The organism is Donghicola mangrovi (assembly GCF_013377535.1).
GTDB lineage: Bacteria > Pseudomonadota > Alphaproteobacteria > Rhodobacterales > Rhodobacteraceae > Donghicola > Donghicola mangrovi.
Map to the genome: position 1 here is coordinate 40,478 of NZ_JABCJE010000005.1, position 26,202 is coordinate 66,679.

Below are 26,202 nucleotides of genomic sequence, written 5' to 3' on the forward strand. Positions count from 1 at the left end.
GAGGGTCATCATGCGTATGATCGTTGGGGCCGCACTGGCCCTGCTTTCCATGGCACCCGCCTCCCATGCTCAGGACTTCGGGTTTCTGGGCTTTGGCTATCAGGTTGCGAACGATTTTGTCGGCGACGGTCACGACCGTTGGCGTACCGGTTCCGCGCAGGCCAGTGTAATGCTGGGTCGCGACTGGAACGGCCGTCTGGCGATGCAATACTTTGATACCCTCGAACTGCGCGCCAGCGCTGAAATCGTGGCACCCGACAATCTGGATTCCCCCGCAAAGGGCGACCGCTCTTATGCCGGTGTGGCGCGGTTCGGGGTGCACAGCCACTTCAACGAACAACTGTCGGACACGGATTTCGACATCGGTCTGGGGATCGAGGTAATCGGCCCCCAAACCAAGCTGGACGAGTTGCAAGCGAACTTTCACCGCATGATCGGCTCTAGCGTGGCCAGCGATTCCACCCGCAAGGGGCAGATCGGCGACGATGTCTCGGCCTATGGGCATATCGAGGCAGCGCGGACCATGGAGCTGGGGGAAAGCGCCCGCGCGATCCCCTTTGTCGAGGGGCACGCAGGACTGGAGACCTATGCCCGCATCGGCGCGGATATCGAGATCGGCGGACTGGTGCAGGACGAGTTGCGCGTGCGCGACTACACCACCGGCCAGACCTATACCGCGATCCGCGGGACCAGCAGCGCGCTGACCCTGATTGCCGGGGCGGATATCGGGTACACCGGTTCTTCGGCCTTGCTGCCTGACAATGCGGGCTACGATCTGGTGCAGGAACGGGCCCGCGTGCGCTCGGGTCTGATGTGGCGGGGGCAGCAGTCGGCGGCCACCTTCGGCCTGACCTACCTGAGCAAAGAATTCGACAATCAGGACGAAGGCCAGATGCTGGGGTCCTTCAACTTTACCTACAAATTCTGAGAGCCCGCCTGAACGGGCTTCGGACCGGCGGGGAAACCGCCAGAGCAGTGACTTAAAAGTATCGGACGCAGGCAAATGGCGATTGCAGGCACTTTTGTTATCCAATGGGCGCAGACCGAAATCGACGGTGTGACGCACCCCGATCTGTCAGATCTGGCAACCGGCGCGACATGGCGCTGGACCGGAGAGTTGACCCGCGTGGATGGCCCCCGTTCGGTGCTGCAACTGACCGACCCCGAGGGGGACGCCCATCTGCGCCGTGGGGCCGCGGGAATGGTGCGCCGGTTGATCGGGGATATCGCCACCCCGCAACGCACCAGCGATCTGGTCTGTTCGGGAACGCAATGCCTGACCGTGACCGATGGCACCAGCCGCCACACCGCGCGCATCGTGCGCAGCGCGGCTTCTGGTCAGATCCTGCTGTGCTTTGACGAGAATTACCCCAAGCCCGACCGCGACTACTGGGTCATGGGCCTGAAGCTGGAAGATCAGGATCGCACCGCCCTGAGCGCCCCTGTGGCCGAAGCGCCCGCCGGTGTGATCTGCTTCGGGGCAGGGACGCGGATCGACACGCCCAAGGGGCCGCGCCGCGTGGAAACCCTGCAACCCGGTGACTATGTCCTGACCCGCGACAGTGGCGTTCAGCAAGTGCTGTGGACCGGCAGCCGCCGGATGAGCGGCGCACGTCTGTTCGCCATGCCCCATCTGCGCCCCGTCCGTATCCATGCCAGCGCCTTTGGGGCGGATCGGCCCGATGAAACCCTGATTGTGTCCCCTGAACACCGTCTGCTGGTGCAGGGGGATGCGGCGCGTGCGCTGTTCAATACCCCCGAGGTGATGGTGCAGGCCCGCGATCTGGTGAACGACCGCACTATTATATGTGCAGCCGACATGAAGGAGGTGACCTATGTGCACATCCTGCTCAGCCGCCATGAGGTGATCTGGGCCAACGGCATCGAATGCGAAAGCTTCCACCCCGCCACGGCATCCATGGATGCGCTGGACCAAGGGGACCGGATGGCGTTGGAACAACTGCTGCCTTGGGTCGGCGAGGCCCCCATGCGCTATGGTGATTTCGTGCGCCGTCCGCTATCGCGCTCGGAGGCGGCCATTCTGGTTTACGATACCTGAGAAATATCGCGCGGGCCTGTTGACTCTGTCGCCAGAGCAGATATACGCGCGGCTCACATTGGTGTTGGTGGCCCCCGCAAGGGGATGCCTGTCAGGGGAAACCCAGTAGGACAACGCCCTTCATACTCTAACGAAGGAGATCAGCTGTGACCAAACGCACCGCTGCCAAGTACAAAATTGACCGCCGTATGGGCGAAAACATCTGGGGTCGCCCCAAGTCGCCGCTGAACAAGCGCGAATACGGCCCCGGCCAGCACGGCCAGCGCCGCAAGGGCAAGATGTCGGACTTCGGTCTGCAGCTGCGCGCCAAGCAGAAGCTGAAAGGCTACTACGGCGACATGACCGAGAAGCAGTTCCGTCGCATCTACGCAGACGCAGAGCGTCGTCGTGGTGACACCGGTGAAATCCTCATCGGTCTGCTGGAAAGCCGTCTGGACGCGATCGTTTACCGCGCCAAGTTCGTTCCCACCGTGTTCGCTGCGCGTCAGTTTGTGAACCACGGCCACGTTCTGGTGAACGGCAAAGCTGTGAACATCCCCTCGTACCGCTGCAAAGAAGGCGACGTCATCGAGGTTCGCGCCAAGTCGAAGCAACTGACCGTCCTGCTGGAAGCTGTTCAGCTGGCAGAGCGTGATGTTCCCGACTACGTCGAAGCAGACCACAGCAAGATGACTGCAACCTTCGTTCGTATGCCCGGCCTGTCGGATGTTCCGTACCCGGTCATCATGGAACCGAACCTGGTTATCGAATTCTACGCACAGAACTAATCCTGATTTCAGGACAGGTTTTGTGCCACAAGCGCCGTCCTGATGGGGCGGCGCTTTGCTTTTGTGGGGTCAGAGTCGTTTTTACCGCCCCCTTGGGATCAAAGTGCTCTTTTCCAGTCGTGATCTCCGCTATAGACAGGGCCCGAGTTACGGAGGCCCAGATGAACAAACCCGTCCCCCAGCCCGGCATCATGGAGATCGATCTCTACGTCGGCGGCGCGTCAGGCGCGCCGGGTTCCAATGTGGTCAAGCTGTCCTCGAACGAGAACCCGTTCGGTCCGTCCGAGGCAGCGATCAAGGCAGCGAGTGTCGCGGCGCACCAGATGCACCGCTATCCCGAGATTGACGGGTATTCGCTGCGTGAAGCACTGGCACGTCATCACGGCCTCGAGGCAGACAACATCATTCTGGGTGTCGGCTCGGACGAGATCCTGCAGATGGTCTGTAACGCCTATGCCGGTCCCGGCGACGAGGTGATCTATACCCAGCACGGTTTCGCCATGTACCGCATCTGCGCCCTTGGCGCAGGCGCCACCCCGGTCGAGGTTCCCGAGGCCGAGCGCGTGACCGATGTGGACGCCATTCTGGCGGCGGTGAATGACAACACCCGCATCGTGTTCATCGCGAACCCGAACAACCCGACCGGCACCATGGTTGGCATCCCCGAGCTGACCCGCTTGGCCGACAATCTGCCCGGTCACGTGATGCTGGTGCTGGATGGCGCCTATGCCGAGTTCGTGGATGGCTACGATGGCGGCGCCGAGCTGGCCCGCACCCGCGCGAACGTTCTGATGACCCGCACCTTCTCCAAGCTTTATGGCTTGGGCGGTTTGCGTGTGGGTTGGGGCTATGCGCAGCGCGAAGTCATCGACGTGCTGAACCGTCTGCGCGCGCCGTTCAACATCTCGAACATCGCGCTCGAGGCAGCCAAGGCCGCGCTGGCAGACACCGCGCACATCGAAAAGTCCCTGTCCGAGAACGCCCGCCTGCGCGTGTGGCTGTCCGAGGCGCTGGCCACCAACGGTGTTCAGTCTGATGCGTCGATGGGGAACTTCATCCTTGCCCGTTTCCACGACAAGGAAGAGGCGACCGCCTGCAACGAATATCTGGCCTCCCAAGGTCTGATCGTGCGTCCCGTCGGCAGCTATAACCTGCCGCACTGCCTGCGCATCACTGTCGGCGATGAAATGTCCTGTCGCCGCGTGGCCCACGCCATTGGCGCGTTCAAGGCAGGAGCCCGCGCATGACCCAAATCTATAACCGTGTGGCGCTGATCGGCCTTGGCCTGATCGCGTCCTCGATGTTCTGGTCGATCAAGCGCGGTGGTCTGGTGGGTGAAGTCACCGGCTATGCCCGCTCGGCCGAAACCCGCGCTACTGCGCGCGAGATCGGTCTGTGCGACCGCGTGTGCGACTCGGCCGCCGAGGCCGTGAAAGACGCCGATCTGGTGGTCCTGTGTGTGCCCGTGGGTGCCATGGGCGCCGTCACCCAAGAGATCGCTCCGCACCTAAAACCCGGCTGCACCGTCAGCGACGTGGGTTCGGTCAAGCAGGCGGTGATCAACGCCGTTGGTCCGCACCTGCCCGAGGGGGTTCACTTTGTCCCCGCTCACCCGCTGGCCGGGACCGAGCATTCTGGTCCGCGCTCCGGCTTTGCCGAGCTGTTCGATAACCGCTGGTGCCTTCTGGTGCCCGTGGCCGATTCTGATCCCGAGGCCGTCGCCAAGCTGCGCGCCCTGTGGGAGGGAATCGGTGCCAACGTCGAAGAAATGGACGCCGAGCACCACGATCTGGTGCTGGCTGTCACCAGCCACACGCCTCACCTCATCGCTTATACCATGGTTGGCGTCGCAGATGACCTGCGCCGCGTCACCGATAGCGAGGTTATCAAGTATTCAGCGGCGGGTTTCCGCGACTTTACGCGGATTGCCGCCAGTGACCCGACCATGTGGCGCGACGTGTTCTTGACGAACAAGGACGCTACGTTGGAAATTCTCGGTCGGTTCACCGAGGAGCTTTTCGCCCTTCAGCGAGCCATTCGCACAGGAGACGGCGATATGCTGCATGCTTACTTTACTCGGACACGCGCGATCCGCCGCGGCATCCTCGAGGCAGGCCAGGACGTGGACGCACCGGATTTCGGTCGCGGCAAGGCTGCAAAATGATGCGCGGTCTGGTGATCGCCCTGATGATGGGGGCGACCGCTGCCTCTGCGTTTAACCTTGAGACGTCGCTGCGCCCCGTGGCGCGTCCCGAAACGGCGGGTGCCGAACTGGTCGCGACCGAGGCGTTGGCCTCATCCCTGCGCCCCAAGGCCCGCCCCAATGACGACCACGCCGCGATGGTGCTGGCCGCCATTCAGGCCTCTCCGCCCAAAAAGCTGACGGATGAAGAGCGCGCTGCCGCGCTGGCCGCAGCGACCAATCCCGAGCCCGCCGAGGCAGAGGAACCCAAGGCCGTTGTCACGGTCGAGGATAAAGCCGAGCCCGAGGCAGAGCCCGTTCTGGTCGCATCTGCGGGTGCGTTCATTCTGCCCAACGCTTTGCGTCCCCAACCCCGCCCCAAGGGCATCACCCAAAAGGCCATCCTGCGCCGTGAACAGCAGATCCGCGGATCGGTTTGCGGCGATCCTGAAATTCAGGGGACTGACGCGGGGGTTATTCTGGCCTCGACCGCGGGCTGCGGTGTCGAAGATGCGGTGAAGGTCAAATCGATCGCGGGCATCCCGCTGAGCCAAGTGGCTACCATCGACTGCGCGACTGCCAAGGCCCTGAAAAAATGGGTTGTGAACGGGCTGGTGCCTGCTGTCGGGTCCACCGGTGGCGGTCTGTCCAAGATCGACATCATGGGCAGCTACACCTGCCGTCCCCGCAACAACCAAGCGGGCCAGAAGATTTCCGAGCATGGCAAAGGTCGCGCGGTGGATATCGGTGGCATTACCCTGCGCGATGGCACCAAGATCAGCGTTCTAAAGGACTGGACCAAGCAAAAGCAGGGCAAGATCCTGAAAGCCGCTTATTCCAAAGCCTGTGGCACGTTTGGCACAACTTTGGGGCCGAACGCGAACCGTTTCCATCAGGATCACTTCCACTTTGATACGGCGCGGTACCGGAACGGGGCCTACTGCAAGTAAGCCCCGTATCAGGGATCAGTGCGGACTAAAGCGGGGGGCGGGGCCGATGGGCAACGCCCCCAGTCGCATCATCCCGCCAGAGAAGGTCAGGGTGGCGTCGAACTCGCGCGGGTTGCCGGTGCTGCCGGCCAGCATCCCGATCATCATCCGCATGGACTGGGCCTGTTCGTGGCTGATGGCGCCGGAATTCGCGATGTCCCCGATCATCTCCTCCCAGTTCTGAAGCGAGAAGGCGATGGACCCTTCGGGCACCCCTTTGGCGTCCAGGTTCAGGGTCCCGCTGGCGGTCAGGTGCATCGCGCCCCACGTCACATCCGCCAAAGTGATGTCCAGTTTGGTCGGCTTGGGCCGGTCAAAGAGAAAGCTGTTGGCGTCCCACGTGTGTTCGAACGCAACGCGGGTGTCGACGGCCAGCGATTCGATGTGGTCGGGCAGGGCGCCCGAACCGAATCCGGGCACGGTAACCGAGAGGTCCTTGGCGTTCAGGGCGACCTTGTAGTCCGAGGTCGCGCCGGGCTCGCGCTCGGCGGCGAGCAGCAGATCAGCCGCATCCCATGCTCCGCGCTCGGTGCGGGCCTGCAGGTTCTGGCCGGTCAAGGTGAAGCGGTTCAAGGAACTGGCGTCATCCCCATCGAACACGATGCTGGCGCGCAGATCGTCCTGACGCAGGTTTACAAGGCCATAGGGCGTGGCAAAGGTCTGCGTGTCGGGCCAGATGGCGATGACGTGCGAGGGGTTGTAGACAATGGACAGCAGCTGAAAGAAAGGCGCGTTCCATTCAATCGAGCCGTCCTGATTTCTGACGCTCAGGTCATCAAGGGTGGCATCGACGCGGTTGGGAAAGCCTGCGATCGACAGATCGGCATAGCTGGCGGTCCAGCCTTCTTCCTGCTTTTCGGTGAACCAGTTTTCGATGGCGGCGCGTTTCTGACCCGATGCGTAAAACCAGTAGCCGCTCCATGCTCCGGCCGCGACAATCGTAATTGCAACTAGGCGCTTCATGCCCCACCCTTTCAAATAAGTCACCCTCTGTTTACAGACGACGCAAAAGGGAGGCCAGCATCATGAGCATGTGGGTATTCGGATACGGTTCACTTCTGTGGAATCCGGGGTTTGAAGTTGCAGAAAAAAGGCTTGCGACCCTTGAGGGGTATCACCGTTCTTTTAGCATGCGGTCTGTCACCCACCGTGGAAGTTACGAGGCGCCCGGTCTGGTGCTGGCGTTGGACGCGGACCCCGAGGCAGTGTGCGACGGTCTGGCCCTGCGCGTGGCTCCCGGCACCGAAGAGGCCACACTGGCCTACCTACGTGAACGCGAATTGGTGACCGCCGCCTATCTGGAGCGTCACCTGCCAGTGCATCTGGACGATGGCCGAGAGGTCGAGGCCGTGACCTATATCATCGACCCCGATCACAGCCAGTATTGCGGGGGACTGCCGCTGGAAGAGCAGGCGAAGATCATCGCAGAGGCCAGCGGAATGCGGGGGCCGAATTGGGAGTACCTCTATAATACCGCTTCGCAACTGCGCGAACTGGGAATATCGGATGCAGACCTCAACTGGTTGGAAACCCGAGTGCGCGAGATCATCGGATAATCCTTTGCGCTTTGTGACTTAGTCCCTATGGTGAGGTCGGATTTTAACTTGGGGGGCAGGGGGCGCCACGCATGAACCGCGAGTCCGAGCCGCATTTTTCGCAGCCGATCCGGCAGATTTTCCTAATGGTTGTGGCTCTGGGCCTGACCGGGGCAGGGGCCTCTTTGGCATACGGGGTGGTGCGGCCACTCTTTGTCGCGAACCCATGGCTGAATGGCACCATCGCGCTGGTGTTCGTGTTCGGTGTGCTGGCCTGTTTCGTACAGGTGGGGCAGTTGATTTCCTCGGTCCGGTGGATCGAGGCGTTTACAGATGAGCGCGTCGACACCCGCGGGGTCCGTGCGCCCCGACTGCTGAAGCCGCTAGCGGCGCTGCTGTCGTCCCATGGTAAGCGGATGAAGATCAGCTCGACCGCGGCGCAAAGCATTCTGGACAGTCTGGCCACCCGTATCGACGAGGCCCGCGAAATCACCCGCTATGTGGTGAACTTGCTGATTTTCCTTGGTCTTCTGGGCACGTTCTACGGTCTGGCTACGACGGTGCCTGCGGTGGTGGATACCATCCGCTCGCTCGCTCCGTCAGACGGCAGTGGCAGCGGCGCCGAGATGTTCTCGCACCTGATGAAGGGTCTGGAAAGCCAGCTTGGCGGGATGGGGACGGCGTTCTCCAGCTCGTTGCTGGGTCTGGCCGGTTCGCTGGTGGTGGGCCTGCTAGAGCTGTTCGCAGGCCACGGCCAGAACCGCTTTTACCGCGAGCTTGAGGAATGGCTGACCTCGATCACCCGTCTGGGCTATGTCGGTGACACCGAAGGCGCCAGCCCCGAACAAGCCGCCGTCGTGCAGGTTCTGGAACAGATGGCCGACCAGATGGAGCAGATGCAGGCGGCGATGCTGAACTCGGATTCGCAGCGCAATTCGCTGGACGAGCACCTGTCGCACCTGACCCGCGCCGTTGACCGCATGGGCGAGAAAATGTCGATGATCGACAACTCGGATCTGGCCCACGGTCTGCAAGTCATCGCCAACGGCCAGCAGCAGATGGTGGACGCCCTGCAGATGATGGTCGCCCGTGGTGGGGCTGGCGGCGCTGGCGTGGTCGAACTGGACGAGGAATCGCGGATGCGTCTGCGCTCGATCGACCTGCAAATGCTGCAACTCCTCGAGGATATGAATGCGGGCCGTCAGGAAACCCTGTCCGAGCTGCGCACCGACATCGCGGCGCTGACCCGCGCGGTGCAGCGCCTTGGGTCCGTGGACACCGCGACCCCCCGCCGCCCGCGCGAAGAGGGTTAAGCCATGGCGCTGTCACGCCGGACCGGTAACAGGTTTCAGGGGTCGATCTGGCCGGGTTTCGTGGATGCGATGACCGGCCTGCTGTTGGTGCTGATGTTTGTTCTGACCATCTTTATGGTTGTCCAGTCGGTGCTGCGTGAACAGATCACGGGGCAGGAAACCCAGATCGAGCAGCAGGAAAACCAGCTGAGCGCGCTGGGGTCCGAGGTCGCGGAACTGTCCCGCGCGCTTGGCCTTTCGCAGAAAAAGGCCGAAGGGCTGGAGCAAGAGGTGGGCGAGCTGACCTCGACCCTTGCCCTGACCCGCGAAGAGATTGCCGCTAAGACCGCCGAATTGACCGAGGCGCAGACCCGCATCACGGATTTCGAGGCCCGCGTGGCGTCCTTGCTGGCCGAGCAGAACGATCTGAACGCCAACCTGTACGCCGCCCACGAACAGCTGGACGCACAGGCCGAGGCCGCCAAACTGGATGCCGCCCGCCGCGCCGCACTGGAGGCGATGGTCAAGGATTTGGAGGATCAGGCCAAGGAGCAGGCAGAACAGCTGTCTGCCGCCGAGGTCGCCCGCCTGACCGAAGCCGAAGCCGCTGCCGCCTTGCGCAAACGTTTGGCCGAGGCGGATACGGAACTGACTGCCATGACCCTCGCGCTCGAGGAGCAGCGCAAACAGGCCGAGGATACCCTGACCAAACTGGCCGCTGCGAATGCGGTTCAGGATGATCTGAACAAACGTCTGGCGACAGTCATTCTGGCCCGCGATGCCCTGAAGGACGAGTTGGACAAAGTGAACCTGTCCACCGCCGATACCGAAGCCGCCCGCGCCGAACTGGAGGCCCGCCTGCAAGAGGCGCTGGCCGCGAATGCGGGGGCTCAGGACGCGGCGGGCAAAATCCGGTCCCTAGAGGATGAACTGGCTGCCGCCCTTGCCGCCCGTCAGGACACCACGGCAGAACTGGAGCGCCTGCGCGCCCAAGGGATCACACTGGACGATCAGTTGGCCGCCGCCCTTGCCCTGCAAACCCAAGAGGCCGATCGCGCCAACAAGGCCGAAGCGGACAGTGCCGAACTTCAGCGCCAGTTGGCTGCCGCCCTTGCGGCAGGGCAGGACGCCAGCACCAAACTGACAGAGGCCGAACAGCGCGCCGCCATGTTGGCCGCCGCTCAGGATGCGCTGTCGGGCCAAGAGGCCCAGACCGCCGAGGCAGAGCGCAAAGTAACCCTGTTGAACCAGCAGCTTAGCGCCTTGCGGACCCAGCTAGGGGAACTGCAATCGCTGCTGGATGACGCCAAGGCGCGTGACGCCGCGTCTCAGGTGCAGCTGCAATCGCTGGGAACAGACCTGAACGCCGCCCTTGCCCGTGCCGCCGCCGAAGAACGCCGCCGCCGCGAGTTGGAAGAGGCCGAGAATGCGCGCCTCGCCGAAGAGGCCGCACGTCTTGCCGCCGAAGCCGAGGAGCTGGAAAAGTACAAGTCCGACTTCTTTGGCCGCCTGCGTGATCTGCTTGGCAGCCAAGAGGGCGTTCAAATTCAGGGGGACCGCTTTGTGTTCTCGTCCGAGGTGCTGTTCGATCAGGGCGATGCGACCCTGTCGGGCGAAGGTCGGGCGCAGATTGCCAACGTGGCGGGTATCCTGAACTCGGTCGCCGGTGAAATTCCCGAAGGCATCGACTGGATCCTGCGCGTGGATGGTCACACCGACAACGTGCCTCTGTCTGGCACCGGCGAGTTCGCGGATAACTGGGAACTGAGCCAGGCCCGCGCCCTGTCGGTTGTGCGCTACATGGTCAGCGAATTGGGCGTGCCAGCGAACCACCTGTCGGCCAACGGCTTTGGCGAGTTCCAGCCCGTGAACCCCGAAAACACAGCCGCCGCGCGGGCGCAAAACCGTCGGATCGAGCTGAAGTTCACCGAGAGATAAGGAAAAGGGCGCCACTTTCGGCGCCCTTTGTCTTTAGTGGATTTCGGTTTGGGTGGGGCGCCGGTCAAGCACTTTGCCATCGCGGGTCAGGGTCACCAGCCCCGTGTACCGCCCCGAAGGCCAGCCGCCCAAAGGCGCCTTCAGCCCGCCCGCACGGAAGTACTGCGCTTGCTGGCGGTCGATCAGGACGTCGTGGCGAAACACCTCGCCATGGGGGCCGGAAATCAGGAAACCCATTACGTCGCCCGGCTTGCCACCGAAGGCATAGCCCCACAGAACCAAGGGTTCATCGCGTGAAACCTCGGTCTTAGGTAGGCCCTGTTTGATCGCGCCGTATTGGGGGACAGCGTCAGATAGGCCCAGATCGAACAGCGCAGTCGGCTGATAGGGGATGTCTTCGTCCCACAGGGTCAGGCCGCTGTCAGCGCAGGTGTCCGCACCGTTGGCAAAGGGATCAACCACGTTGCCATCGTGGCGCACCGACAGGTGCAGATGCGGGAACTGGGTGCGGCCGCTATAGCCGACCTGCCCCAACAGGGTGCCTGTGGTGACCTGATCGCCCTGTTTGACCTGAACCGATCCATTGGCCATGTGGCAATACTGGGTCTCCCAGCCGTTGCCGTGGTCGATCACCACGCCATTGCCGCAATCTTTTCCGTCGAGCAGTTCGGCGGGGGTGTCGTCGAGCCCCATATCGGGGATGCCGTCGCGCACACCGCGCACTTTGCCAGCCGCAGCGGCCAGCACGTTCACGCCTTTCAATCGGTCTGCATGGGTGGGCAGGGCGAAATCGGTGCCCTTGTGTCCGTCATAACTGAGGGTGCCGCAGGTATAATCCTTGGCCTCGGGGCCGGAGTCTCGATCCGTGTAATGCTGGATGAAACAGGTTTTGCCTAACCCGCAATCAATGGGAAGATGCAGGGTCAATTCCTGCGCGTAAATCGGAGAAGCCCCCGCCAAAGTGGCGAGGGCGATCAGATATTTCATCAGTTTGCCGTTAATAATGGGGGCTTTTTGCCAGTGGTAATCCGTTTGCTGTCCGGACCCGAAACTTCGAGCTTGAGCTTTCCATCCTCGACACTGACCTTGACGAGACCGCCTTTGGTCAGCTTGCCGAACAGCAGTTCCTCGGCCAGCGGCTTCTTGAGGTTTTCCTGGATCACGCGGCCAAGCGGGCGGGCGCCCATCTTGTCGTCGTAACCTTTGTCGGCGATCCATTCGGCGGCAGGCTGGGTCAGTTCGATGTGGACGTTGCGGTCCATGAGCTGAGCCTCGAGTTGCAGCACGAATTTCTCGACCACTTGCAGGATGACCTCTTTGGGCAGCGGACCAAAGCTGATCACCGCATCCAGTCGGTTGCGGAATTCGGGGGTGAAGGTGCGCTCGATCGCGGCGGTGTCCTCGCCCTCGCGGCGATCGCGGCCAAAGCCCACAGCCGACTTGGCCATGTCCGAGGCACCCGCGTTCGAGGTCATGATCAGAACCACGTTGCGGAAGTCCACGGTGCGGCCGTTGTGATCGGTCAGACGCCCGTTATCCATCACCTGAAGCAGGATGTTATAGACATCGGGGTGCGCCTTTTCGATCTCGTCCAGCAGCAGGATGCAGTGCGGATGCTGGTCCACGCCGTCGGTCAGCAGACCGCCCTGATCAAAGCCGACATAGCCCGGAGGGGCACCGATCAGGCGGCTAACCGCGTGCTTCTCCATGTACTCGGACATGTCAAAGCGCAGGAGTTCCACACCCAGCTGATCGGCCAGCTGTTTCGCGACCTCGGTTTTACCCACGCCAGTCGGGCCAGCGAACAGGTAGTTGCCGATGGGCTTTTCGGGTTCACGCAGACCGGCACGGGACAGTTTGATCGCGCTGGACAGAGCCTCAATCGCGGCGTCCTGACCAAACACAACGCGCTTCAGGCTGTTTTCCAGATCCTTCAGCACTTCTGCATCGTCTTTGCTGACGTTCTTCGGGGGGATGCGGGCGATCTTGGCGACGACGCCTTCGATCTCCTTGACCCCGATAGTTTTGCGGCGCTTCGAGTCCGGCAGCAGGTGCTGCGCGGCGCCCGCTTCGTCGATCACGTCGATCGCCTTGTCGGGCAGCTTGCGGTCGTTGATGTAACGGGCCGACAGTTCCACAGCCGACTTGATGGCGTCTGCGGTGTAGCGGATGTCGTGGTGCTCTTCAAAATAGGGCTTCAGGCCCTGCAGGATCTTGATGGTATCCTCGACACTGGGTTCGGACACGTCGATCTTCTGGAACCGGCGGCTGAGCGCGCGGTCCTTTTCAAAGTGCTGACGGAACTCCTTGTAGGTCGTCGATCCCATGGTGCGCAGCTTGCCACCCTGAAGCGCAGGCTTCAGCAGGTTCGAGGCATCCATCGCGCCGCCAGAGGTCGCGCCCGCACCAATCACGGTGTGGATTTCGTCGATGAACAGAACCGCGTCGGGGTGGTCCTCCAGCTCGGTCACAACGGCTTTCAGACGTTCCTCAAAGTCACCGCGGTAGCGGGTGCCCGCCAGCAGTGCGCCCATATCCAGCGAGTAGATGATGGTGTTTTTCAGAACATCGGGGGTCTGGCCCTTGATGATCTTGCGCGCCAGACCTTCGGCGATGGCGGTTTTGCCCACACCGGGATCGCCCACCAGCAGCGGGTTATTCTTGCGGCGGCGGCAGAGCACCTGAATGCAGCGCTCGACTTCTTCGCCGCGGCCAATCAGGGGGTCCACATCGCCTTTGCGGGCCTTTTTGTTCAGGTCCACGCAGTATTTGGCCAGCGCGGATTCCTTGTTCTCGCTCGGGTTCGGACCCTCGCGTTCGACATTCTGGGGCTCTTCGTGCTGCTCGGTCGCGCCGGAAACGGGGCGGCTCTCGCCGAAGGCAGGATTCTTGGCAACGCCATGTGCGATGAAGTTCACGGCGTCATAACGGGTCATGTCCTGCTCTTGCAGGAAGAAGGCAGCGTTCGATTCGCGCTCGGCAAAGATGGCGACCAGAACGTTCGCGCCGGTCACTTCGGTACGCCCCGAGGACTGGACGTGGATGGCCGCGCGCTGGATCACGCGCTGGAACGCAGCGGTGGGCACTGCTTCGGAGCCGTCGACCTCGGTCACGAGGTTCGAGAGGTCATCATCAATATATTCGACGAGCGTGCTCTTGAGTTCGCCAAGGTCGACATTGCACGCGCGCATGACCTGGGCAGCATCGGGTTCATCAATGAGGGCCAACAACAGGTGCTCCAACGTCGCAAACTCGTGCGATCGTGCGTTGGCCAGAGCCAATGCCGAGTGGATTGCCTGTTCGAGAGTAGTAGAGAATGAAGGCACTTGGGGTGCTCCTCTTGATCGGGGTCGAGAGGGGCCCGAGGCCCCAACCAACCGTGGCCTGCATAAGTTAAAGTTTGGTCGTTCCTCGCGCGTCTTCAAGTGAAAACTTGTATTTATCCGACCAAATAAGAGTACGAGCCTGATCTTTCTGCTGGGTCAGAAGGCATCTTTCATCGCGCGAATGCGAGCAAACACTGAGGAATCCGCTGCATTTCCCATGCCAAGCGACGCCTTCACATCGCTGTTACCCGCACGCAAAAACGGATTCGTTTTAAGCTCTAGCTCCAGCGAAACGGGGACGGTGGGCTGGTCGGCCTCGCGCTTTAGGCGAATATCCTCGGCGCGGGCGACCAGATCGGGGTTCTTGGGCTCGATCGTCAGGGCGAAGCGCGCGTTGGATGCGGTGTATTCGTGCCCCGAGTACACAAGGGTGTCCGCGGGCAGGGCGGCCATCTTGGACAGGCTTTCCCACATCATCTCTGGCGTGCCCTCGAACAGGCGGCCACATCCCAGCGCCATCAGGCTGTCCGCAGAAAAGAGAGCGGCGCTGGCGGGGAAATAAAACGCGATGTGCCCGACGGTGTGGCCCGACACGTCCAGCACTTGACCGGTTTCCTGACCGACTTGGACGGTGTCACCCTCGGCCAGAGTGATGTCCAAGGGGGGCATGCGGTTCTGGTCGGCCACAGCGCCAACAACCTCGGCCAAGGGAAAGGCCTCGAGCATATCCGGAACACCCTGAACGTGGTCGTGGTGGTGGTGGGTCAGCAGAATCGTGTCGGCGGTCCAACCCCGCGCGTTCAGGGCCTCTATAATAGGGGCGGCATCGGGGACATCGACCACTGCGGTCTGCCCGGTGGCCGGATCGTGGGCCAGATAGGCGTAATTGTCTGCAAGACAGGGGACCGTCACGATCTCAAGGGGCATGGTGTTTCCTGACGCTGTTGCTATTGTCGGACCAAGACTGACCGAAGGGGCATCAAGGCGCAATGCATCTGGACGTGCAAGATCTGCGTAATTTCTATTATCGCAGCGCTCTGGGGCGTGCGGCCCAACGGGTGATCCGTGACGAGGTCGTGCGCTACTGGCCAGAGGCGCGTGGCCAATCGGTTCTGGGCTATGGATTCGCCGTTCCCCTGCTGCGCCCCTATCTGGGAGAGGCCCGCCGCGTGATCGGACTGATGCCCGGCCCCCAAGGCGTGATGTCCTGGCCCGCCGGAATGCCCAACGTGTCTGTTCTGTGCCAAGAGGCGAACTGGCCCATTGAAACCGGCCATGTGGACAAGCTGGTCGTTATGCACGGGCTCGAAACCTCGGAGCAGCCGGATCTGGTTCTGGAAGAGGCGTGGCGCGTGCTTGGCCCCGGCGGCAGTGCAATTTTCATCGTTCCGAACCGCGCAGGGGTCTGGTCGCGCCGCGACATAACGCCCTTCGGCTATGGTCGTCCGTTTAGCGTCAGTCAGCTCGAAGTTCAGCTTCTGAAAAGCGGGTTCCAGCCCAGACGGTCCAGTTCGGTGCTGTATCAGCCCCCCTCGCACAAGCGGTTCTGGCTGCGGTCGGGCCCTTGGATCGAGAAGATTGCGCGCAGCACAGGATCGGTGATTCCGGCCGGAGTCCTTATGCTAGAGGCATATAAGCTGACGCAGGAGCCCACCGGCGGCGGTACAGCTGTGGCGACCCGCCCGCTCAAGGTGCTGGCCGGTCTGGCGACCCCCGAAGCCAAACCTGCATGACTTAGGGATTCGTCCCGCGAATCCAAAAATGGCGTCCGATGCGGCACATCGCAGCATTTGGAGAAATTAATTTACGCCTCTCAGCAAATGCTAGCGCCATCTACTACTTTAATTGTGTGATCCATTGTTGCTAGGCAGGCCACCCTCTGCTAAGTCCTGCGCGATTTCGATGCCCGTAGGGATAGGACCTACGGGCGTAAACGCCCCCGATACGGCAATTTGACGGGTCGGGGCCAAGACATCGGAAGGGTGGACGTGTCCGAACCAGCTTCGATCTCCTTCGGCATCGCGCAACGCTATGCCTCTGCCGTATTTGATCTCGCCCTCGAGACCAAATCGCTCGACTCCGTTGAAAAGGACGTAGACGCGCTGGCTGCTGTACTGGCAGAGAGCGATGAACTGCGTGAACTGATCAACAACCCTGTCTACTCTCGCGAAGAGCAAGGCGCTGCTATTGTCGCAGTTGCAACTCAAATGGGCGTGAGCGACATCACCAAGAACACGCTGGCGCTGATGGCGTCCAAGCGTCGTCTCTTTGCGATGCCGCAACTGATCGTCGCCCTGCGCGAGAAGATTGCAGCCTTCAAAGGTGAAGTCACCGCCGAGGTTGTCAGCGCAACGGCTCTGACCGACGCGCAAAAGGACAAACTTGCAGCCGCTCTGAAAGAGAGCGTCGGCAAGGACGTGAAGATTGAAGCCGCCGTTGATGAAACCCTCATCGGTGGTCTCGTTGTTAAGGTGGGCTCGAAGATGGTCGATACGTCGATCCGCTCCAAGCTCAACGCCCTACAGAATGCAATGAAAGAGGTCGGATAAATGGGTATCCAAGCAGCCGAAATTTCTGCGATCCTAAAGGAGCAGATTAAAAACTTTGGCCAAGACGCCGAAGTGGCCGAGGTTGGCCGCGTTCTTTCCGTCGGTGACGGTATTGCGCGCGTTCACGGTCTGGACAACGTCCAGGCTGGTGAAATGGTCGAATTCCCCGGTGGCATCCAGGGCATGGCTCTGAACCTCGAGACCGACAACGTCGGTGTCGTTATCTTCGGTTCGGACCGCGACATCAAAGAAGGTGACACTGTTAAGCGCACCAACTCGATCGTGGACGTTCCCGCTGGCGAAGGCCTGCTGGGTCGCGTTGTCGACGGTCTGGGTAACCCGCTGGACGGCAAAGGCCCGGTTGTTTTCACCGAGCGCCGCATTGCTGACTCCAAAGCGCCGGGCATCATCCCCCGTAAATCGGTTCACGAGCCCATGGCGACCGGCCTGAAAGCCGTTGACGCGATGATCCCGATCGGCCGTGGCCAGCGCGAGCTGATCATTGGCGACCGTCAGACCGGCAAAACTGCCGTTGCTCTGGACGCGATCCTGAACCAGAAGTCGTACAACGACGCAGCTGGCGGCGACGACAGCAAGAAACTGTACTGCATCTACGTTGCAGTCGGCCAGAAGCGCTCGACCGTTGCGCAGCTGGTGAAGAAGCTGGAAGAAACCGGCGCGATTGAATACTCGATCGTCGTTGCGGCAACCGCTTCGGACCCCGCACCCATGCAGTTCCTGGCGCCCTACGCCGCGACCGCAATGGCTGAATACTTCCGTGACAACGGCAAGCACGCCCTGATCATCTACGATGACCTGTCGAAGCAGGCTGTGTCTTACCGTCAGATGTCGCTGCTGCTCCGTCGTCCCCCGGGACGTGAAGCGTACCCCGGCGACGTTTTCTATCTCCACTCGCGTCTGCTCGAGCGTTCGGCGAAAATGGGCGACGATCACGGCAACGGTTCGCTGACCGCACTGCCGATCATCGAAACCCAGGGTGGCGACGTTTCGGCGTTCATCCCGACCAACGTGATCTCGATCACCGACGGCCAGATCTTCCTTGAAACCGACCTGTTCTACCAGGGCATCCGCCCCGCTGTGAACACCGGTCTGTCGGTTTCGCGTGTGGGTTCGTCCGCTCAGACCAACGCAATGAAAACTGTTGCAGGTCCGGTTAAGCTGGAACTGGCTCAGTACCGCGAAATGGCAGCATTTGCTCAGTTCGGCTCGGACCTCGACGCCGCAACCCAGAAGCTGCTGAACCGTGGCGCACGTCTGACCGAGCTGATGAAGCAGCCCCAGTACGCACCGCTGACCAACGCAGAGATCGTTGTTGTGATCTTCGCCGGTACTCAGGGCTACCTGGACAAAGTTGCCGTCAAAGAAGTCGGTCGCTACGAAGCCGGTCTGCTGAAGTTCCTGCGCACCCAGAAGAAAGACCTTCTGGACTGGATCACCAACGAAGATCCCAAGATCAAGGGTGATGCAGCGGACAAGATCAAAGCGGTTCTCGACGAATACGCCAAGACCTTCGCATAAGCTCTGAAAGGACTGGATTATGCCAAGCCTTAAGGACCTTAAAAACCGGATCGCGAGCGTGAAATCCACGCGCAAGATCACCAAGGCCATGCAGATGGTGGCCGCCGCAAAACTGCGGCGGGCACAGGATGCAGCCGAGGCAGCGCGCCCCTACTCGGAGCGTTTCAATGCTGTCATGGCTAGCCTTGCTGCATCGGTTGGTGGTTCTGACACTGCGCCCCGCCTTCTGGCGGGGACTGGGTCGGACCAGGTGCAACTTCTCATCGTGATGACCGCAGAGCGCGGTCTTTGCGGCGGCTTCAACAGCTCGATCGTGAAGCTGGCCCGTACCAAGGCCAACGAACTGATCAAAGCTGGCAAGACGGTTAAAATTCTGACCGTTGGCAAAAAAGGCCGCGAGCAGCTCAAGCGTGATCTGGGTGACCTCATGATCGGCCACGTGGACCTCTCCGAGGTGAAGCGTATCGGTTATGACAATGCTCAGGCCATCGCAAAGGACGTGCTGGCGCGTTTCGACGCTGGCGAGTTCGATGTGGCGACCATCTTCTACGCCAAGTTCCAGTCGGTGATCGCACAGGTCCCGACCGCACAGCAGATCATCCCCGCGCAGTTCGAAACAACTGCCGAGGAAGCCGGTCCGCTCTACGACTACGAGCCCAGCGAAGAGGCCATCCTGGCCGACCTGCTGCCCCGTGGTGTAGCGACCCAGATCTTTGCGGCTCTGCTGGAGAACGGCGCATCGGAGCAGGGCGCTCGTATGTCGGCTATGGACAACGCAACCCGCAACGCGGGCGACATGATCGATAGACTGACCATCGAATTCAACCGCTCGCGTCAGGCCGTTATCACCAACGAGCTGATCGAAATTATCTCGGGCGCCGAGGCGCTCTAAGGAAATCGGAGAAACAACGACATGGCAAACGCAGTCGGCAAAATTACGCAGGTCATCGGCGCGGTCGTTGACGTGCAGTTCGAGGATGCCCTCCCGGCCATTCTGAACGCGCTCGAGACTAGCAACAATGGTAAGCGTCTGGTTCTGGAAGTTGCACAGCACCTCGGTGAAAACACCGTGCGTACTATCGCAATGGACGGCACCGAAGGTCTGGTCCGTGGCCAGCAAGTAACCGACCTTGGCGAACCGATCGCCGTTCCGGTTGGTAACGCGACCCTGGGCCGTATCATCAACGTTGTGGGCGAGCCCATCGACGAAAAAGGCCCGCTGGAAGCAACCGAAACCCGTGCGATCCACCAGCCCGCACCCGAATTCATCGAGCAGTCGACTGCTTCGGAAATTCTGGTTACCGGCATCAAGGTTATCGACCTGCTGGCGCCCTACTCCAAGGGTGGTAAGATCGGTCTGTTCGGCGGCGCCGGCGTGGGCAAAACCGTTCTGATCATGGAACTCATCAACAACATCGCAAAAGTGCACTCGGGTTTCTCGGTGTTCGCGGGTGTTGGCGAGCGTACTCGTGAGGGCAACGACCTTTACCACGAGATGATCGAATCGAACGTTATTAAGCCCGACAACCTGGGCGAGTCGCAGGTGGCTCTGGTTTACGGCCAGATGAACGAACCTCCGGGAGCACGTGCACGTGTTGCTCTGACCGGTCTGACCCTGGCAGAACAGTTCCGTGACCAGTCCGGTACCGACGTTCTGTTCTTCGTCGACAACATCTTCCGCTTCACCCAGGCGGGTTCGGAAGTGTCGGCTCTGCTGGGTCGTATTCCTTCGGCGGTGGGCTACCAGCCGACCCTGGCGACCGACATGGGCGCGATGCAGGAACGCATCACCTCGACCAAGCAGGGTTCGATCACCTCGATCCAGGCCGTCTACGTTCCCGCGGACGACCTTACCGACCCCGCACCTGCAACCACCTTCGCACACCTCGACGCAACCACCGTTCTGTCGCGTGCGATCTCGGAACTCGGCATCTACCCCGCGGTTGACCCGCTGGACTCGTCGTCGCGTATCCTTGACCCCGCGGTTGTTGGCGAAGAGCACTACCAGGTTGCTCGTGACGTTCAGGGTATCCTGCAGAAGTACAAGTCGCTGCAGGACATCATCGCCATCCTTGGCATGGACGAACTGAGCGAAGAAGATAAGCTGACCGTTCAGCGTGCGCGTAAGATCCAGCGCTTCCTGTCGCAGCCCTTCGACGTGGCAAAAGTCTTCACCGGTTCGGACGGTGTTCAGGTTCCGCTGGAAAAAACCATCGCTTCGTTCAAAGCGGTTGTTGCCGGCGAATACGACCACCTGCCCGAAGCAGCCTTCTACATGGTTGGCGACATCGATGAAGTGATCGCGAAAGCCGAGAAGCTGGCAGCTTCTGCTGCCTAATAACCTGCGTAAGGAGGCCCTGAATGGCTGATATGGTTCAATTCGATCTGGTCTGCCCCGAGCGTAGCCTCGCATCGGGCAAAGCCAGCGAAGTGCTGATCCCCGGCTCCGAGGGCGAACTGACCGCGGGTCCCGGCCACGAGCCGATGCTGACCACCCTCCGTCCCGGTTTCCTCCGGGCGGAGATGGAAGGCGGGGCACAGGATTTCGTCGTAACCCACGGGTTCGTCGAAATCTCGGCCCAGTCGGTTTCGGTGATCGCCGAGCGCGCTTTTGCTGCCGCTGACGTTGCCCGCCCCGATCTGGAAGCGATCCTCGATGAGGCACGCGACCGGATGGAGCAGGCCGCCGAGGACGAAGAGCGTCACGGTCTGGAACGCTTTGTTGCCGATCTGGTTCACCTGATCGACCAGATGGACTAAGGTCCGACTACCTAAGTTATACTAAAGGCCCGCCTTGTATCCAGAAGGCGGGCCTTTTATGTTTTCGGGCTAAGGTTAGTTTTGTTTTAAATAGTTACGCAGTATCTCAAGACTCATGAAACGTCTGAACACCTTTCAAATCGGGATCGACAGCGGCGACGTTGTGCTCTTTTCGGATTTCGAAGAGGGAGGAGAGATGTGGCGCGGCTCTGGCCCCCGCGATCGGGTCAAAAAGATCCGTTTTTCAGCAGAATATCAGGACGCGCCATCGGTCACCGTGGGGCTGTCGCTATGGGATCTGGACTCGGACACGAACGTGCGTGTCGAGCTGGTCGCCGAGAATATCACTGTAACGGGATTTGATCTGGTGTTCCGCACATGGGGGGACACGCGAATCGCCCGGGCGCGGGCGTCGTGGCAGGCCATTGGCAGCCTGCCACACCAGGATGACTGGCAGCTCTATTAGGCGCTGTGGCCGTTGTAGAGACCTTCGTAGATCGGAACCAGCGTATCGGTTTCGAACAGCGACGACACCGAAGTACCATTCCAGATGTTCAGGATACCCTGCGCGAACACCGGTGCGGTCGGCACGATGCGGATGTTCGGGCAGTCCAGAATCGCTTTGGTGGGCTCGATGGTGTCGGTGATCACGAGGCTCTTCATGACCGACTTGCTCACACGCTCGACCGCGGGGCCGGACATAACGCCGTGCGTGATGTAGCTGTGCACTTCGGTCGCGCCAGCAGCCATCAGAACCTCGGCGGCTTTGCACAGGGTGCCAGCGGTGTCGCAAAGGTCGTCTACGATGATGCAGCGCTTGCCGGTCACGTCACCGATCACGGTCATTTCGGCGACTTCACCGGGCTTCTCGCGGCGCTTGTCCACGATGGCGAGGGGGGCGTTGATACGCTTGGCCAGCTCGCGCGCACGGGCCACACCGCCAACGTCCGGCGAAATCACCATGACGTCTTCCATGCTGCCGAAGTGGTGCTGGATATCCAGCGCGAAGATCGGAGCGGCATAGAGGTTGTCGACTGGAATGTCGAAGAAGCCCTGAATCTGCGCGGCGTGCAGGTCCATGGTCAGGATGCGTTCGATGCCTGCGCCGACCAGCATGTTGGCGACCAGCTTGGCGCTGATGGGGGTGCGGGCCTTGGTGCGGCGGTCCTGACGGGCATAGCCGAAGTATGGGATCACAGCGGTGATGCGGCCAGCCGACGAACGGCGTAGGGCGTCAGCCATGATCAGCAGTTCCATCAGGTGGTCGTTTGCTGGCTTCGAGGTCGACTGGAGAATGAACATATCCTCGCCGCGGACGTTCTCGTAGACTTCGACGAAAATCTCGGCGTCGTTGAAACGTTCGACGCGTGCGTCGACGAGGCCGACATTCATCCCGCGATGCATCGACATCCGACGGGCAATCGACTTGGCAAGGCTCATATTGGCATTGCCGGAAATCAGCTTAGGTTCGGTCAAAGAGGGCATGGGCAGCGTCCTGGAGGGGAAGTTGTGACGGAATCGTGACGTGGGCTCGCCTTAACATGCAGATACGGTCGCGCCAAGCAACCGAAACGAGGGAGGGCTTCAATGCCGCATATCGACTACTATTTTTCTACTCTTTCCCCATATGCGTACCTTGCGGGACAACGTCTGGAGGAGATCGCGGCCAAACACAGTGCAACGGTCACTTACAAGCCCGTGGATATCATGGCGCTGTTCCCCCGCACCGGAGGCACCCCGCCCAAGGATCGCCATCCCGCGCGTCTGGAATACCGCGCCCAAGAGTTGCCGCGTCAGGCCAAGAAATCCGGTTTGCCGTTCAACTTGAGACCGATGTTCTGGCCCACCAACGCGGCCCCGTCGAGCTATGCGATTATCGCGGCGCAGAAGGCCGGAGGCGGCGATGTGGGGGCCTTGGTGCGCTCGGTGCTGCGCGCCACTTGGGCCGAGGAGAAGGACATCGCAGAGGACGGCGTGGTGAAGGCCGCGCTAGAGGGCGCGGGCTTTGATCCGAAGCTGGCTGATAGCGGCCTGCTGGTGGGGGCAGAGACCTATGCCGCCAATCTGGAAGAGGCCGTGAGTATGGGCGTGTTTGGCTCGCCCTTTTACATCGTGGACAAGACCGAGAAGTTCTGGGGACAGGACCGCTTGGACGATCTGGATGCGTTTCTGGCCGGAGAGCTCTGAACTGAGGTCGCCCGGACTGTCGGTCCGGGCGATGCCTTCGGCGGGGGTATTTTCGCCAAGATGAAGGGTCAGGCCGTGCGCAGGACGGCGAGGAACTGGTCGAGGTCCTGATAGGGGATGGACCAGTCGCAAACAAAGCGCGTGAGCAGCATTTCGTCGGGCGAGCCGATGTCGCGGTTGCCCCAGTTGTTGAACGCGACCCCCGAGGTGGCGAGGTTCTGGAGCACGCTGCGGGGCAGCTTGGGGAACAGCATGTTGGCACGTGGCGCATAGGGCCACTGGATGCGCATGTCCATGCACATTGCCTCGGCCAGATATTGGCCACGGGCGTTGGCGGCGGCCCCCAGAGTGCGCCAGAGGTCGTTTTTCACATATCCAAGCATCTGTGCGGCCAGGAAGCGGTTCTTCGAGAACAGGTGACCGGCGCGTTTGCGGCGGGGGGCGAAGCCTCGGGCGCGGTCGGAGTTGAAGAAGATCACCGCTTCGACGCCCATGCAGCCGGATTTGGTGCCGCCAAAGGTCACCACATCGACGCCAGCCTGCCACGACATCTCGGCCGGAGTGCACTCCAGCGCCGCAGCGGCGTTGGCAAAGCGGGCGCCGTCCAGATGCAGGGGTAGGCCTGCGGAATGGGCGATGGTGGCGATGGACTGGATACGGTCAATCTCGTAGACTTGGCCGCGCTCGGTGACCGAGGTGATGCTGACCGCTCCGGGTTGGGCGGTGTGGACGCCGCCTTCGGCCAGTTCGCGCAGCAGGACCGCCAGCGCATCGGGGTCCATCAGGTCGCCTTCGCCCACCAGATAGGTCTTGCCCACGCCATAGAACTCGGGCGCGCCACACTCATCCTCGTGGATGTGGGCGACGGGGGTGCACAGGACGGACTGGTAGGGCTGGCACAGGGTGGACAGCGCCAGCGCGTTGCCCGAGGTGCCCGTGGGGACAAAGAAAACCTCGGCCTGCGGGGCCTCGAACAGTTCGCGGATGGCGGTGACGGCGCGGTGGGTGAACGGATCGTTCCCGTAAGGAAGCGCGTAACCCTGATTGGCCTCTGTCAGCGCCTCCATGATTTGGGGATGGATGGGGCCGGTGTTGTCAGAGGCTAGGTACATCAGATCGGTTCCTCGATAATATAGTCTTCCCAGTCCTCTTCATCGACTTCGAATTCGGGGACTGTCCACCCTTGGACCGACACGCCCGCGTCGTGGACCGATTGCGGCGTCCCTGTCAGCAGGGGGTGCCAGTCGGGCAGGGGGCGGTTCTGGAACAAAAGGCGGTAGGCACAGGTCTCCGGCATCCAGTAAGCGTGCTGGTCCAGCGTCTCGGGGCGCAGGACGATGCATTCGGGCACAAACTGGTGGCGGATCGGGTACTGGCTGCAGCGGCAGGACTGGTCGTCCAGCAGGCGGCAGGCGACCTTGGTCAAGGCAACTTCGCCGGTGTCGGGATCCTCGAGCTTGTTCAGGCAGCACTTGCCGCAGCCGTCACAGAGGGCTTCCCATTCGGTCTCGGTCAGCTTGTCCAGAGGAAAGCGTTCCCAGAACCGGGGGCGGATTTTCTTGCGGTTGATCGGGTCTTTCATAGGGCGGCCAGAATTTCGCGCGATTTGGCGCTGTCTGCATCCATCTGGGTGATCAGCGCCTCAAGGCTGTCGAACTTCAGCTCGGGACGCAGGTAGTCGACGAGGCCGACAGACAGATGGGTGCCGTAGAGATCGCCCTTGAAATCAAAGATAAAGGTCTCGAGGTTGGGGGTGTTTTCCCCGAACATCGGACGCACACCCAGCGAGGCGACGCCGTGGTAGTTGCCTTTGTGGGGGCCTTCCTTGACCTCGACCAAGACGGCATAGACGCCGAGTTTGGGCAGGTGCAAGCCATCCACGGACATGTTCGCGGTAGGGTAGCCCAGATCGCGGCCGCGCTGTTCGCCGCTGATCACGGGACCGTCGATGCGGTGCCAGTGGCCCAGCATTTCGGCGGCGTGGCGCGGGTTGCCGTCGGCCAGTGCCTGACGGATCGCGGTCGAGGATACTCGGCCCTGAGAGCCTTGAATCATATCGGCAATCGTCACTTCGAACCCCATTTCAGCGCCCATGCGGGACAGGTCTTCGGCGGTGCCACTGCGGCCCTTGCCGAACTGGAAATCGTTGCCCACCACTACGTGGCACAGGCCAAGCCCCTTGATCACGTCATGGGCAAAGGCCTCGGCGCTCAGGCCGGCGAGCGGGCCGTTGAACGGCAATTCATACAGAATATCGACCCCCAGCTTCGCCAGACGCGCGGCACGGGCTTCGGCGCTCATGAGGCGGAAGGGCGTGCCCTTGGGGGCAAAGAACTGGCGGGGATGTGGTTCAAAGGTCATGACGCCCAAGGGGGCGTTCAGACGTTCCGCAGCGGCGCGGGCCAAGTCGATGACCGCTTGATGGCCCAAATGGACGCCATCGAAATTCCCGATGGCGACGCTGGCACCTCTGTTTTCCGGTGCGATGAACTGATGATCGCGAATGATGCGCATAAGGGGCAGTTAGCGCCCCTGATGCGGCGACGCAAGGCTCAGTCGAACTTGCGGCTGGGAGCGAGCACTTTTGCCTCGCCCTTGAGCACGGGTTTGCCGTCGATTTCACAGACGCAATCCAGGGTGACGCGGCGCTTGGCATGGTCGATGTCGGTGACGGTGACCTGCGCCTTGACCAGATCGCCGGGGCGGACGGGGGCCAGGAATTTCAGGGTCTGGCCCAGATAGACGGTGCCATGACCGGGCAGCTGTTCACCAATCACGGCCGAGATCAGGCCAGCGGTCAGCATGCCGTGCGCGATACGGCCGCCAAAGATGGTGTCGTTCGCGTAATCGTCATCCAGGTGCACGGGGTTCCGGTCGGTGGACACCTCCGCGAAAAGTTCGATGTCACGGTCCGTCACCACTTTGTGCAGGTGACGGGTCATGCCCATCTCGATGTCTTCGATGCAGATAGTTCCACGGGGCATGTTATCCAACATTCGGGTCCTCCGATCTGGATGCCAATCTGAAGGGGTAATTTTCTGGCACCAGTAAGCTACGACTTGGCAACTTTATTACTTTG

At 61.4% G+C, this 26,202-nt stretch carries 26 protein-coding genes; 17 read left to right on the forward strand and 9 right to left on the reverse strand.

Features of this window, described 5'->3' with window-relative positions; all coding sequences use genetic code 11:
• Positions 1-10: 10 nt before the first annotated feature.
• The 6 genes from HJ536_RS12010 (at position 11) to HJ536_RS12035 (ending at position 5,958) form a co-directional block, all read left to right on the forward strand.
• Positions 11-928, forward strand: a complete 918-nt coding sequence (locus HJ536_RS12010) for a lipid A-modifier LpxR family protein (protein WP_177157899.1) — start codon at positions 11-13, stop codon at positions 926-928.
• A gap of 75 nt (positions 929-1,003) precedes the next feature.
• A complete protein-coding gene (locus tag HJ536_RS12015) occupies positions 1,004-2,059 on the forward strand; it encodes a Hint domain-containing protein (protein ID WP_177157900.1) in 1,056 nt (351 codons plus the stop codon).
• A gap of 146 nt (positions 2,060-2,205) precedes the next feature.
• On the forward strand, positions 2,206-2,826 hold the full coding sequence (gene rpsD, locus HJ536_RS12020) for a 30S ribosomal protein S4 (protein WP_176854897.1): 621 nt from the start codon (positions 2,206-2,208) through the stop codon (positions 2,824-2,826).
• Positions 2,827-2,987: 161 nt separating this feature from the next.
• Positions 2,988-4,073, forward strand: a complete 1,086-nt coding sequence (gene hisC / locus HJ536_RS12025) for a histidinol-phosphate transaminase (RefSeq protein ID WP_177157901.1) — start codon at positions 2,988-2,990, stop codon at positions 4,071-4,073.
• Positions 4,070-4,990, forward strand: coding sequence for a prephenate/arogenate dehydrogenase family protein (locus tag HJ536_RS12030; protein WP_176854900.1), 921 nt, complete (start codon positions 4,070-4,072; stop codon positions 4,988-4,990). The genes hisC and HJ536_RS12030 overlap by 4 nt, the downstream gene beginning before the upstream one ends.
• Positions 4,987-5,958 carry an extensin-like domain-containing protein gene (locus HJ536_RS12035; RefSeq protein WP_177157902.1) on the forward strand — a complete coding sequence of 324 codons (972 nt, stop codon included), beginning with the start codon at positions 4,987-4,989 and terminating at the stop codon, positions 5,956-5,958. The genes HJ536_RS12030 and HJ536_RS12035 overlap by 4 nt, the downstream gene beginning before the upstream one ends.
• A 15-nt stretch (positions 5,959-5,973) precedes the next feature.
• Here the strand turns inward: HJ536_RS12035 and HJ536_RS12040 are convergent, their stop codons facing one another.
• Positions 5,974-6,960, reverse strand: coding sequence for a DUF2125 domain-containing protein (locus HJ536_RS12040; protein ID WP_177157903.1), 987 nt, complete (start codon positions 6,958-6,960; stop codon positions 5,974-5,976).
• Between the two features lie 62 nt (positions 6,961-7,022).
• Here HJ536_RS12040 and HJ536_RS12045 point away from each other — a divergent pair, with 62 nt between their 5' ends.
• From HJ536_RS12045 to HJ536_RS12055, 3 genes are all read left to right on the forward strand, one after another.
• Positions 7,023-7,553 carry a gamma-glutamylcyclotransferase gene (locus HJ536_RS12045; protein WP_177157904.1) on the forward strand — a complete coding sequence of 177 codons (531 nt, stop codon included), beginning with the start codon at positions 7,023-7,025 and terminating at the stop codon, positions 7,551-7,553.
• 71 nt (positions 7,554-7,624) lie between these two features.
• Complete coding sequence (locus HJ536_RS12050; RefSeq protein ID WP_177157905.1) at positions 7,625-8,845, forward strand: biopolymer transporter ExbB; 1,221 nt, start codon at positions 7,625-7,627, stop codon at positions 8,843-8,845.
• 3 nt (positions 8,846-8,848) lie between these two features.
• Positions 8,849-10,762 carry a peptidoglycan -binding protein gene (locus tag HJ536_RS12055; RefSeq protein WP_177157906.1) on the forward strand — a complete coding sequence of 638 codons (1,914 nt, stop codon included), beginning with the start codon at positions 8,849-8,851 and terminating at the stop codon, positions 10,760-10,762.
• A gap of 33 nt (positions 10,763-10,795) precedes the next feature.
• Here HJ536_RS12055 and HJ536_RS12060 read toward each other — a convergent pair whose 3' ends face one another.
• From HJ536_RS12060 to gloB, 3 genes are all read right to left on the reverse strand, one after another.
• The gene (locus HJ536_RS12060) at positions 10,796-11,749 is read right to left on the reverse strand and encodes a M23 family metallopeptidase (RefSeq protein ID WP_177157907.1); all 954 of its coding nucleotides are present in this window, start codon (positions 11,747-11,749) and stop codon (positions 10,796-10,798) included.
• Positions 11,749-14,088: an ATP-dependent Clp protease ATP-binding subunit ClpA gene (clpA, locus tag HJ536_RS12065; protein WP_176854913.1), complete on the reverse strand. Its 2,340-nt coding sequence runs from the start codon at positions 14,086-14,088 to the stop codon at positions 11,749-11,751. Before clpA ends, HJ536_RS12060 begins: the two co-directional genes overlap by 1 nt.
• Positions 14,089-14,244: 156 nt before the next feature.
• Positions 14,245-15,015, reverse strand: coding sequence for a hydroxyacylglutathione hydrolase (gene gloB, locus HJ536_RS12070; protein ID WP_177157908.1), 771 nt, complete (start codon positions 15,013-15,015; stop codon positions 14,245-14,247).
• Positions 15,016-15,077: 62 nt separating this feature from the next.
• On the opposite strand from gloB, the gene HJ536_RS12075 reads away from it, so the two are divergent.
• The 7 genes from HJ536_RS12075 (at position 15,078) to HJ536_RS12105 (ending at position 21,402) form a co-directional block, all read left to right on the forward strand.
• The gene (locus HJ536_RS12075) at positions 15,078-15,821 is read left to right on the forward strand and encodes a class I SAM-dependent methyltransferase (protein WP_176854917.1); all 744 of its coding nucleotides are present in this window, start codon (positions 15,078-15,080) and stop codon (positions 15,819-15,821) included.
• A 255-nt stretch (positions 15,822-16,076) separates the two neighbouring features.
• On the forward strand, positions 16,077-16,637 hold the full coding sequence (locus HJ536_RS12080; RefSeq protein WP_177157909.1) for a F0F1 ATP synthase subunit delta: 561 nt from the start codon (positions 16,077-16,079) through the stop codon (positions 16,635-16,637).
• Positions 16,638-18,176 carry a F0F1 ATP synthase subunit alpha gene (gene atpA, locus HJ536_RS12085; protein WP_176854919.1) on the forward strand — a complete coding sequence of 513 codons (1,539 nt, stop codon included), beginning with the start codon at positions 16,638-16,640 and terminating at the stop codon, positions 18,174-18,176.
• A 19-nt stretch (positions 18,177-18,195) separates the two neighbouring features.
• Positions 18,196-19,068 (forward strand): F0F1 ATP synthase subunit gamma, encoded by an 873-nt coding sequence (locus HJ536_RS12090; RefSeq protein WP_176854920.1) that lies wholly within the window; start codon positions 18,196-18,198, stop codon positions 19,066-19,068.
• Between the two features lie 21 nt (positions 19,069-19,089).
• Entirely contained in the window at positions 19,090-20,514 is a 1,425-nt protein-coding gene (gene atpD, locus HJ536_RS12095; RefSeq protein WP_176854921.1) for a F0F1 ATP synthase subunit beta, read from the forward strand.
• A gap of 23 nt (positions 20,515-20,537) precedes the next feature.
• Positions 20,538-20,936, forward strand: coding sequence for an ATP synthase F1 subunit epsilon (gene atpC, locus HJ536_RS12100; RefSeq protein WP_177157910.1), 399 nt, complete (start codon positions 20,538-20,540; stop codon positions 20,934-20,936).
• A 115-nt stretch (positions 20,937-21,051) separates the two neighbouring features.
• On the forward strand, positions 21,052-21,402 hold the full coding sequence (locus tag HJ536_RS12105) for an H-type lectin domain-containing protein (RefSeq protein ID WP_176854923.1): 351 nt from the start codon (positions 21,052-21,054) through the stop codon (positions 21,400-21,402).
• On the opposite strand, the gene HJ536_RS12110 is transcribed toward HJ536_RS12105, so the two are convergent.
• The gene (locus HJ536_RS12110; RefSeq protein ID WP_176854924.1) at positions 21,399-22,421 is read right to left on the reverse strand and encodes a ribose-phosphate pyrophosphokinase; all 1,023 of its coding nucleotides are present in this window, start codon (positions 22,419-22,421) and stop codon (positions 21,399-21,401) included. The two genes, HJ536_RS12105 and HJ536_RS12110, sit on opposite strands and share 4 nt — an antisense overlap.
• Positions 22,422-22,523: 102 nt before the next feature.
• On the opposite strand from HJ536_RS12110, the gene HJ536_RS12115 reads away from it, so the two are divergent.
• Positions 22,524-23,123 (forward strand): 2-hydroxychromene-2-carboxylate isomerase, encoded by a 600-nt coding sequence (locus tag HJ536_RS12115; protein ID WP_177157911.1) that lies wholly within the window; start codon positions 22,524-22,526, stop codon positions 23,121-23,123.
• A gap of 68 nt (positions 23,124-23,191) precedes the next feature.
• Here HJ536_RS12115 and HJ536_RS12120 read toward each other — a convergent pair whose 3' ends face one another.
• The 4 genes from HJ536_RS12120 to HJ536_RS12135 are packed head-to-tail and all read right to left on the reverse strand — an operon-like array spanning position 23,192 to position 26,119.
• A complete protein-coding gene (locus HJ536_RS12120) occupies positions 23,192-24,235 on the reverse strand; it encodes a threonine aldolase family protein (protein WP_177157912.1) in 1,044 nt (347 codons plus the stop codon).
• A complete protein-coding gene (locus tag HJ536_RS12125) occupies positions 24,235-24,705 on the reverse strand; it encodes a YcgN family cysteine cluster protein (RefSeq protein ID WP_177157913.1) in 471 nt (156 codons plus the stop codon). The genes HJ536_RS12120 and HJ536_RS12125 overlap by 1 nt, the downstream gene beginning before the upstream one ends.
• Positions 24,702-25,637 carry a bifunctional riboflavin kinase/FAD synthetase gene (locus HJ536_RS12130; RefSeq protein ID WP_176854928.1) on the reverse strand — a complete coding sequence of 312 codons (936 nt, stop codon included), beginning with the start codon at positions 25,635-25,637 and terminating at the stop codon, positions 24,702-24,704. The genes HJ536_RS12125 and HJ536_RS12130 overlap by 4 nt, the downstream gene beginning before the upstream one ends.
• A 38-nt stretch (positions 25,638-25,675) precedes the next feature.
• Positions 25,676-26,119 carry a MaoC family dehydratase gene (locus HJ536_RS12135; protein WP_176854929.1) on the reverse strand — a complete coding sequence of 148 codons (444 nt, stop codon included), beginning with the start codon at positions 26,117-26,119 and terminating at the stop codon, positions 25,676-25,678.
• Between the last annotated feature and the right edge of the window lie 83 nt (positions 26,120-26,202).

What these genes read in the sequence shown, in the direction of transcription:
- HJ536_RS12010 (WP_177157899.1), top strand. Translation starts at nt 11, where the DNA reads ATGCGTATGATCGTTGGGGCCGCACTGGCCCTGCTTTCCATGGCACCC.
- HJ536_RS12015 (WP_177157900.1), top strand. Translation starts at nt 1,004, where the DNA reads ATGGCGATTGCAGGCACTTTTGTTATCCAATGGGCGCAGACCGAAATC.
- hisC (WP_177157901.1), top strand. Translation starts at nt 2,988, where the DNA reads ATGAACAAACCCGTCCCCCAGCCCGGCATCATGGAGATCGATCTCTAC.
- HJ536_RS12030 (WP_176854900.1), top strand. Translation starts at nt 4,070, where the DNA reads ATGACCCAAATCTATAACCGTGTGGCGCTGATCGGCCTTGGCCTGATC.
- HJ536_RS12035 (WP_177157902.1), top strand. Translation starts at nt 4,987, where the DNA reads ATGATGCGCGGTCTGGTGATCGCCCTGATGATGGGGGCGACCGCTGCC.
- HJ536_RS12040 (WP_177157903.1), bottom strand. Translation starts at nt 6,960, where the DNA reads ATGAAGCGCCTAGTTGCAATTACGATTGTCGCGGCCGGAGCATGGAGC.
- HJ536_RS12045 (WP_177157904.1), top strand. Translation starts at nt 7,023, where the DNA reads ATGAGCATGTGGGTATTCGGATACGGTTCACTTCTGTGGAATCCGGGG.
- HJ536_RS12050 (WP_177157905.1), top strand. Translation starts at nt 7,625, where the DNA reads ATGAACCGCGAGTCCGAGCCGCATTTTTCGCAGCCGATCCGGCAGATT.
- HJ536_RS12055 (WP_177157906.1), top strand. Translation starts at nt 8,849, where the DNA reads ATGGCGCTGTCACGCCGGACCGGTAACAGGTTTCAGGGGTCGATCTGG.
- HJ536_RS12060 (WP_177157907.1), bottom strand. Translation starts at nt 11,749, where the DNA reads ATGAAATATCTGATCGCCCTCGCCACTTTGGCGGGGGCTTCTCCGATT.
- gloB (WP_177157908.1), bottom strand. Translation starts at nt 15,015, where the DNA reads ATGCCCCTTGAGATCGTGACGGTCCCCTGTCTTGCAGACAATTACGCC.
- HJ536_RS12075 (WP_176854917.1), top strand. Translation starts at nt 15,078, where the DNA reads ATGCATCTGGACGTGCAAGATCTGCGTAATTTCTATTATCGCAGCGCT.
- atpA (WP_176854919.1), top strand. Translation starts at nt 16,638, where the DNA reads ATGGGTATCCAAGCAGCCGAAATTTCTGCGATCCTAAAGGAGCAGATT.
- HJ536_RS12090 (WP_176854920.1), top strand. Translation starts at nt 18,196, where the DNA reads ATGCCAAGCCTTAAGGACCTTAAAAACCGGATCGCGAGCGTGAAATCC.
- atpD (WP_176854921.1), top strand. Translation starts at nt 19,090, where the DNA reads ATGGCAAACGCAGTCGGCAAAATTACGCAGGTCATCGGCGCGGTCGTT.
- atpC (WP_177157910.1), top strand. Translation starts at nt 20,538, where the DNA reads ATGGCTGATATGGTTCAATTCGATCTGGTCTGCCCCGAGCGTAGCCTC.
- HJ536_RS12105 (WP_176854923.1), top strand. Translation starts at nt 21,052, where the DNA reads ATGAAACGTCTGAACACCTTTCAAATCGGGATCGACAGCGGCGACGTT.
- HJ536_RS12110 (WP_176854924.1), bottom strand. Translation starts at nt 22,421, where the DNA reads ATGCCCTCTTTGACCGAACCTAAGCTGATTTCCGGCAATGCCAATATG.
- HJ536_RS12115 (WP_177157911.1), top strand. Translation starts at nt 22,524, where the DNA reads ATGCCGCATATCGACTACTATTTTTCTACTCTTTCCCCATATGCGTAC.
- HJ536_RS12120 (WP_177157912.1), bottom strand. Translation starts at nt 24,235, where the DNA reads ATGTACCTAGCCTCTGACAACACCGGCCCCATCCATCCCCAAATCATG.
- HJ536_RS12125 (WP_177157913.1), bottom strand. Translation starts at nt 24,705, where the DNA reads ATGAAAGACCCGATCAACCGCAAGAAAATCCGCCCCCGGTTCTGGGAA.
- HJ536_RS12130 (WP_176854928.1), bottom strand. Translation starts at nt 25,637, where the DNA reads ATGCGCATCATTCGCGATCATCAGTTCATCGCACCGGAAAACAGAGGT.
- HJ536_RS12135 (WP_176854929.1), bottom strand. Translation starts at nt 26,119, where the DNA reads ATGTTGGATAACATGCCCCGTGGAACTATCTGCATCGAAGACATCGAG.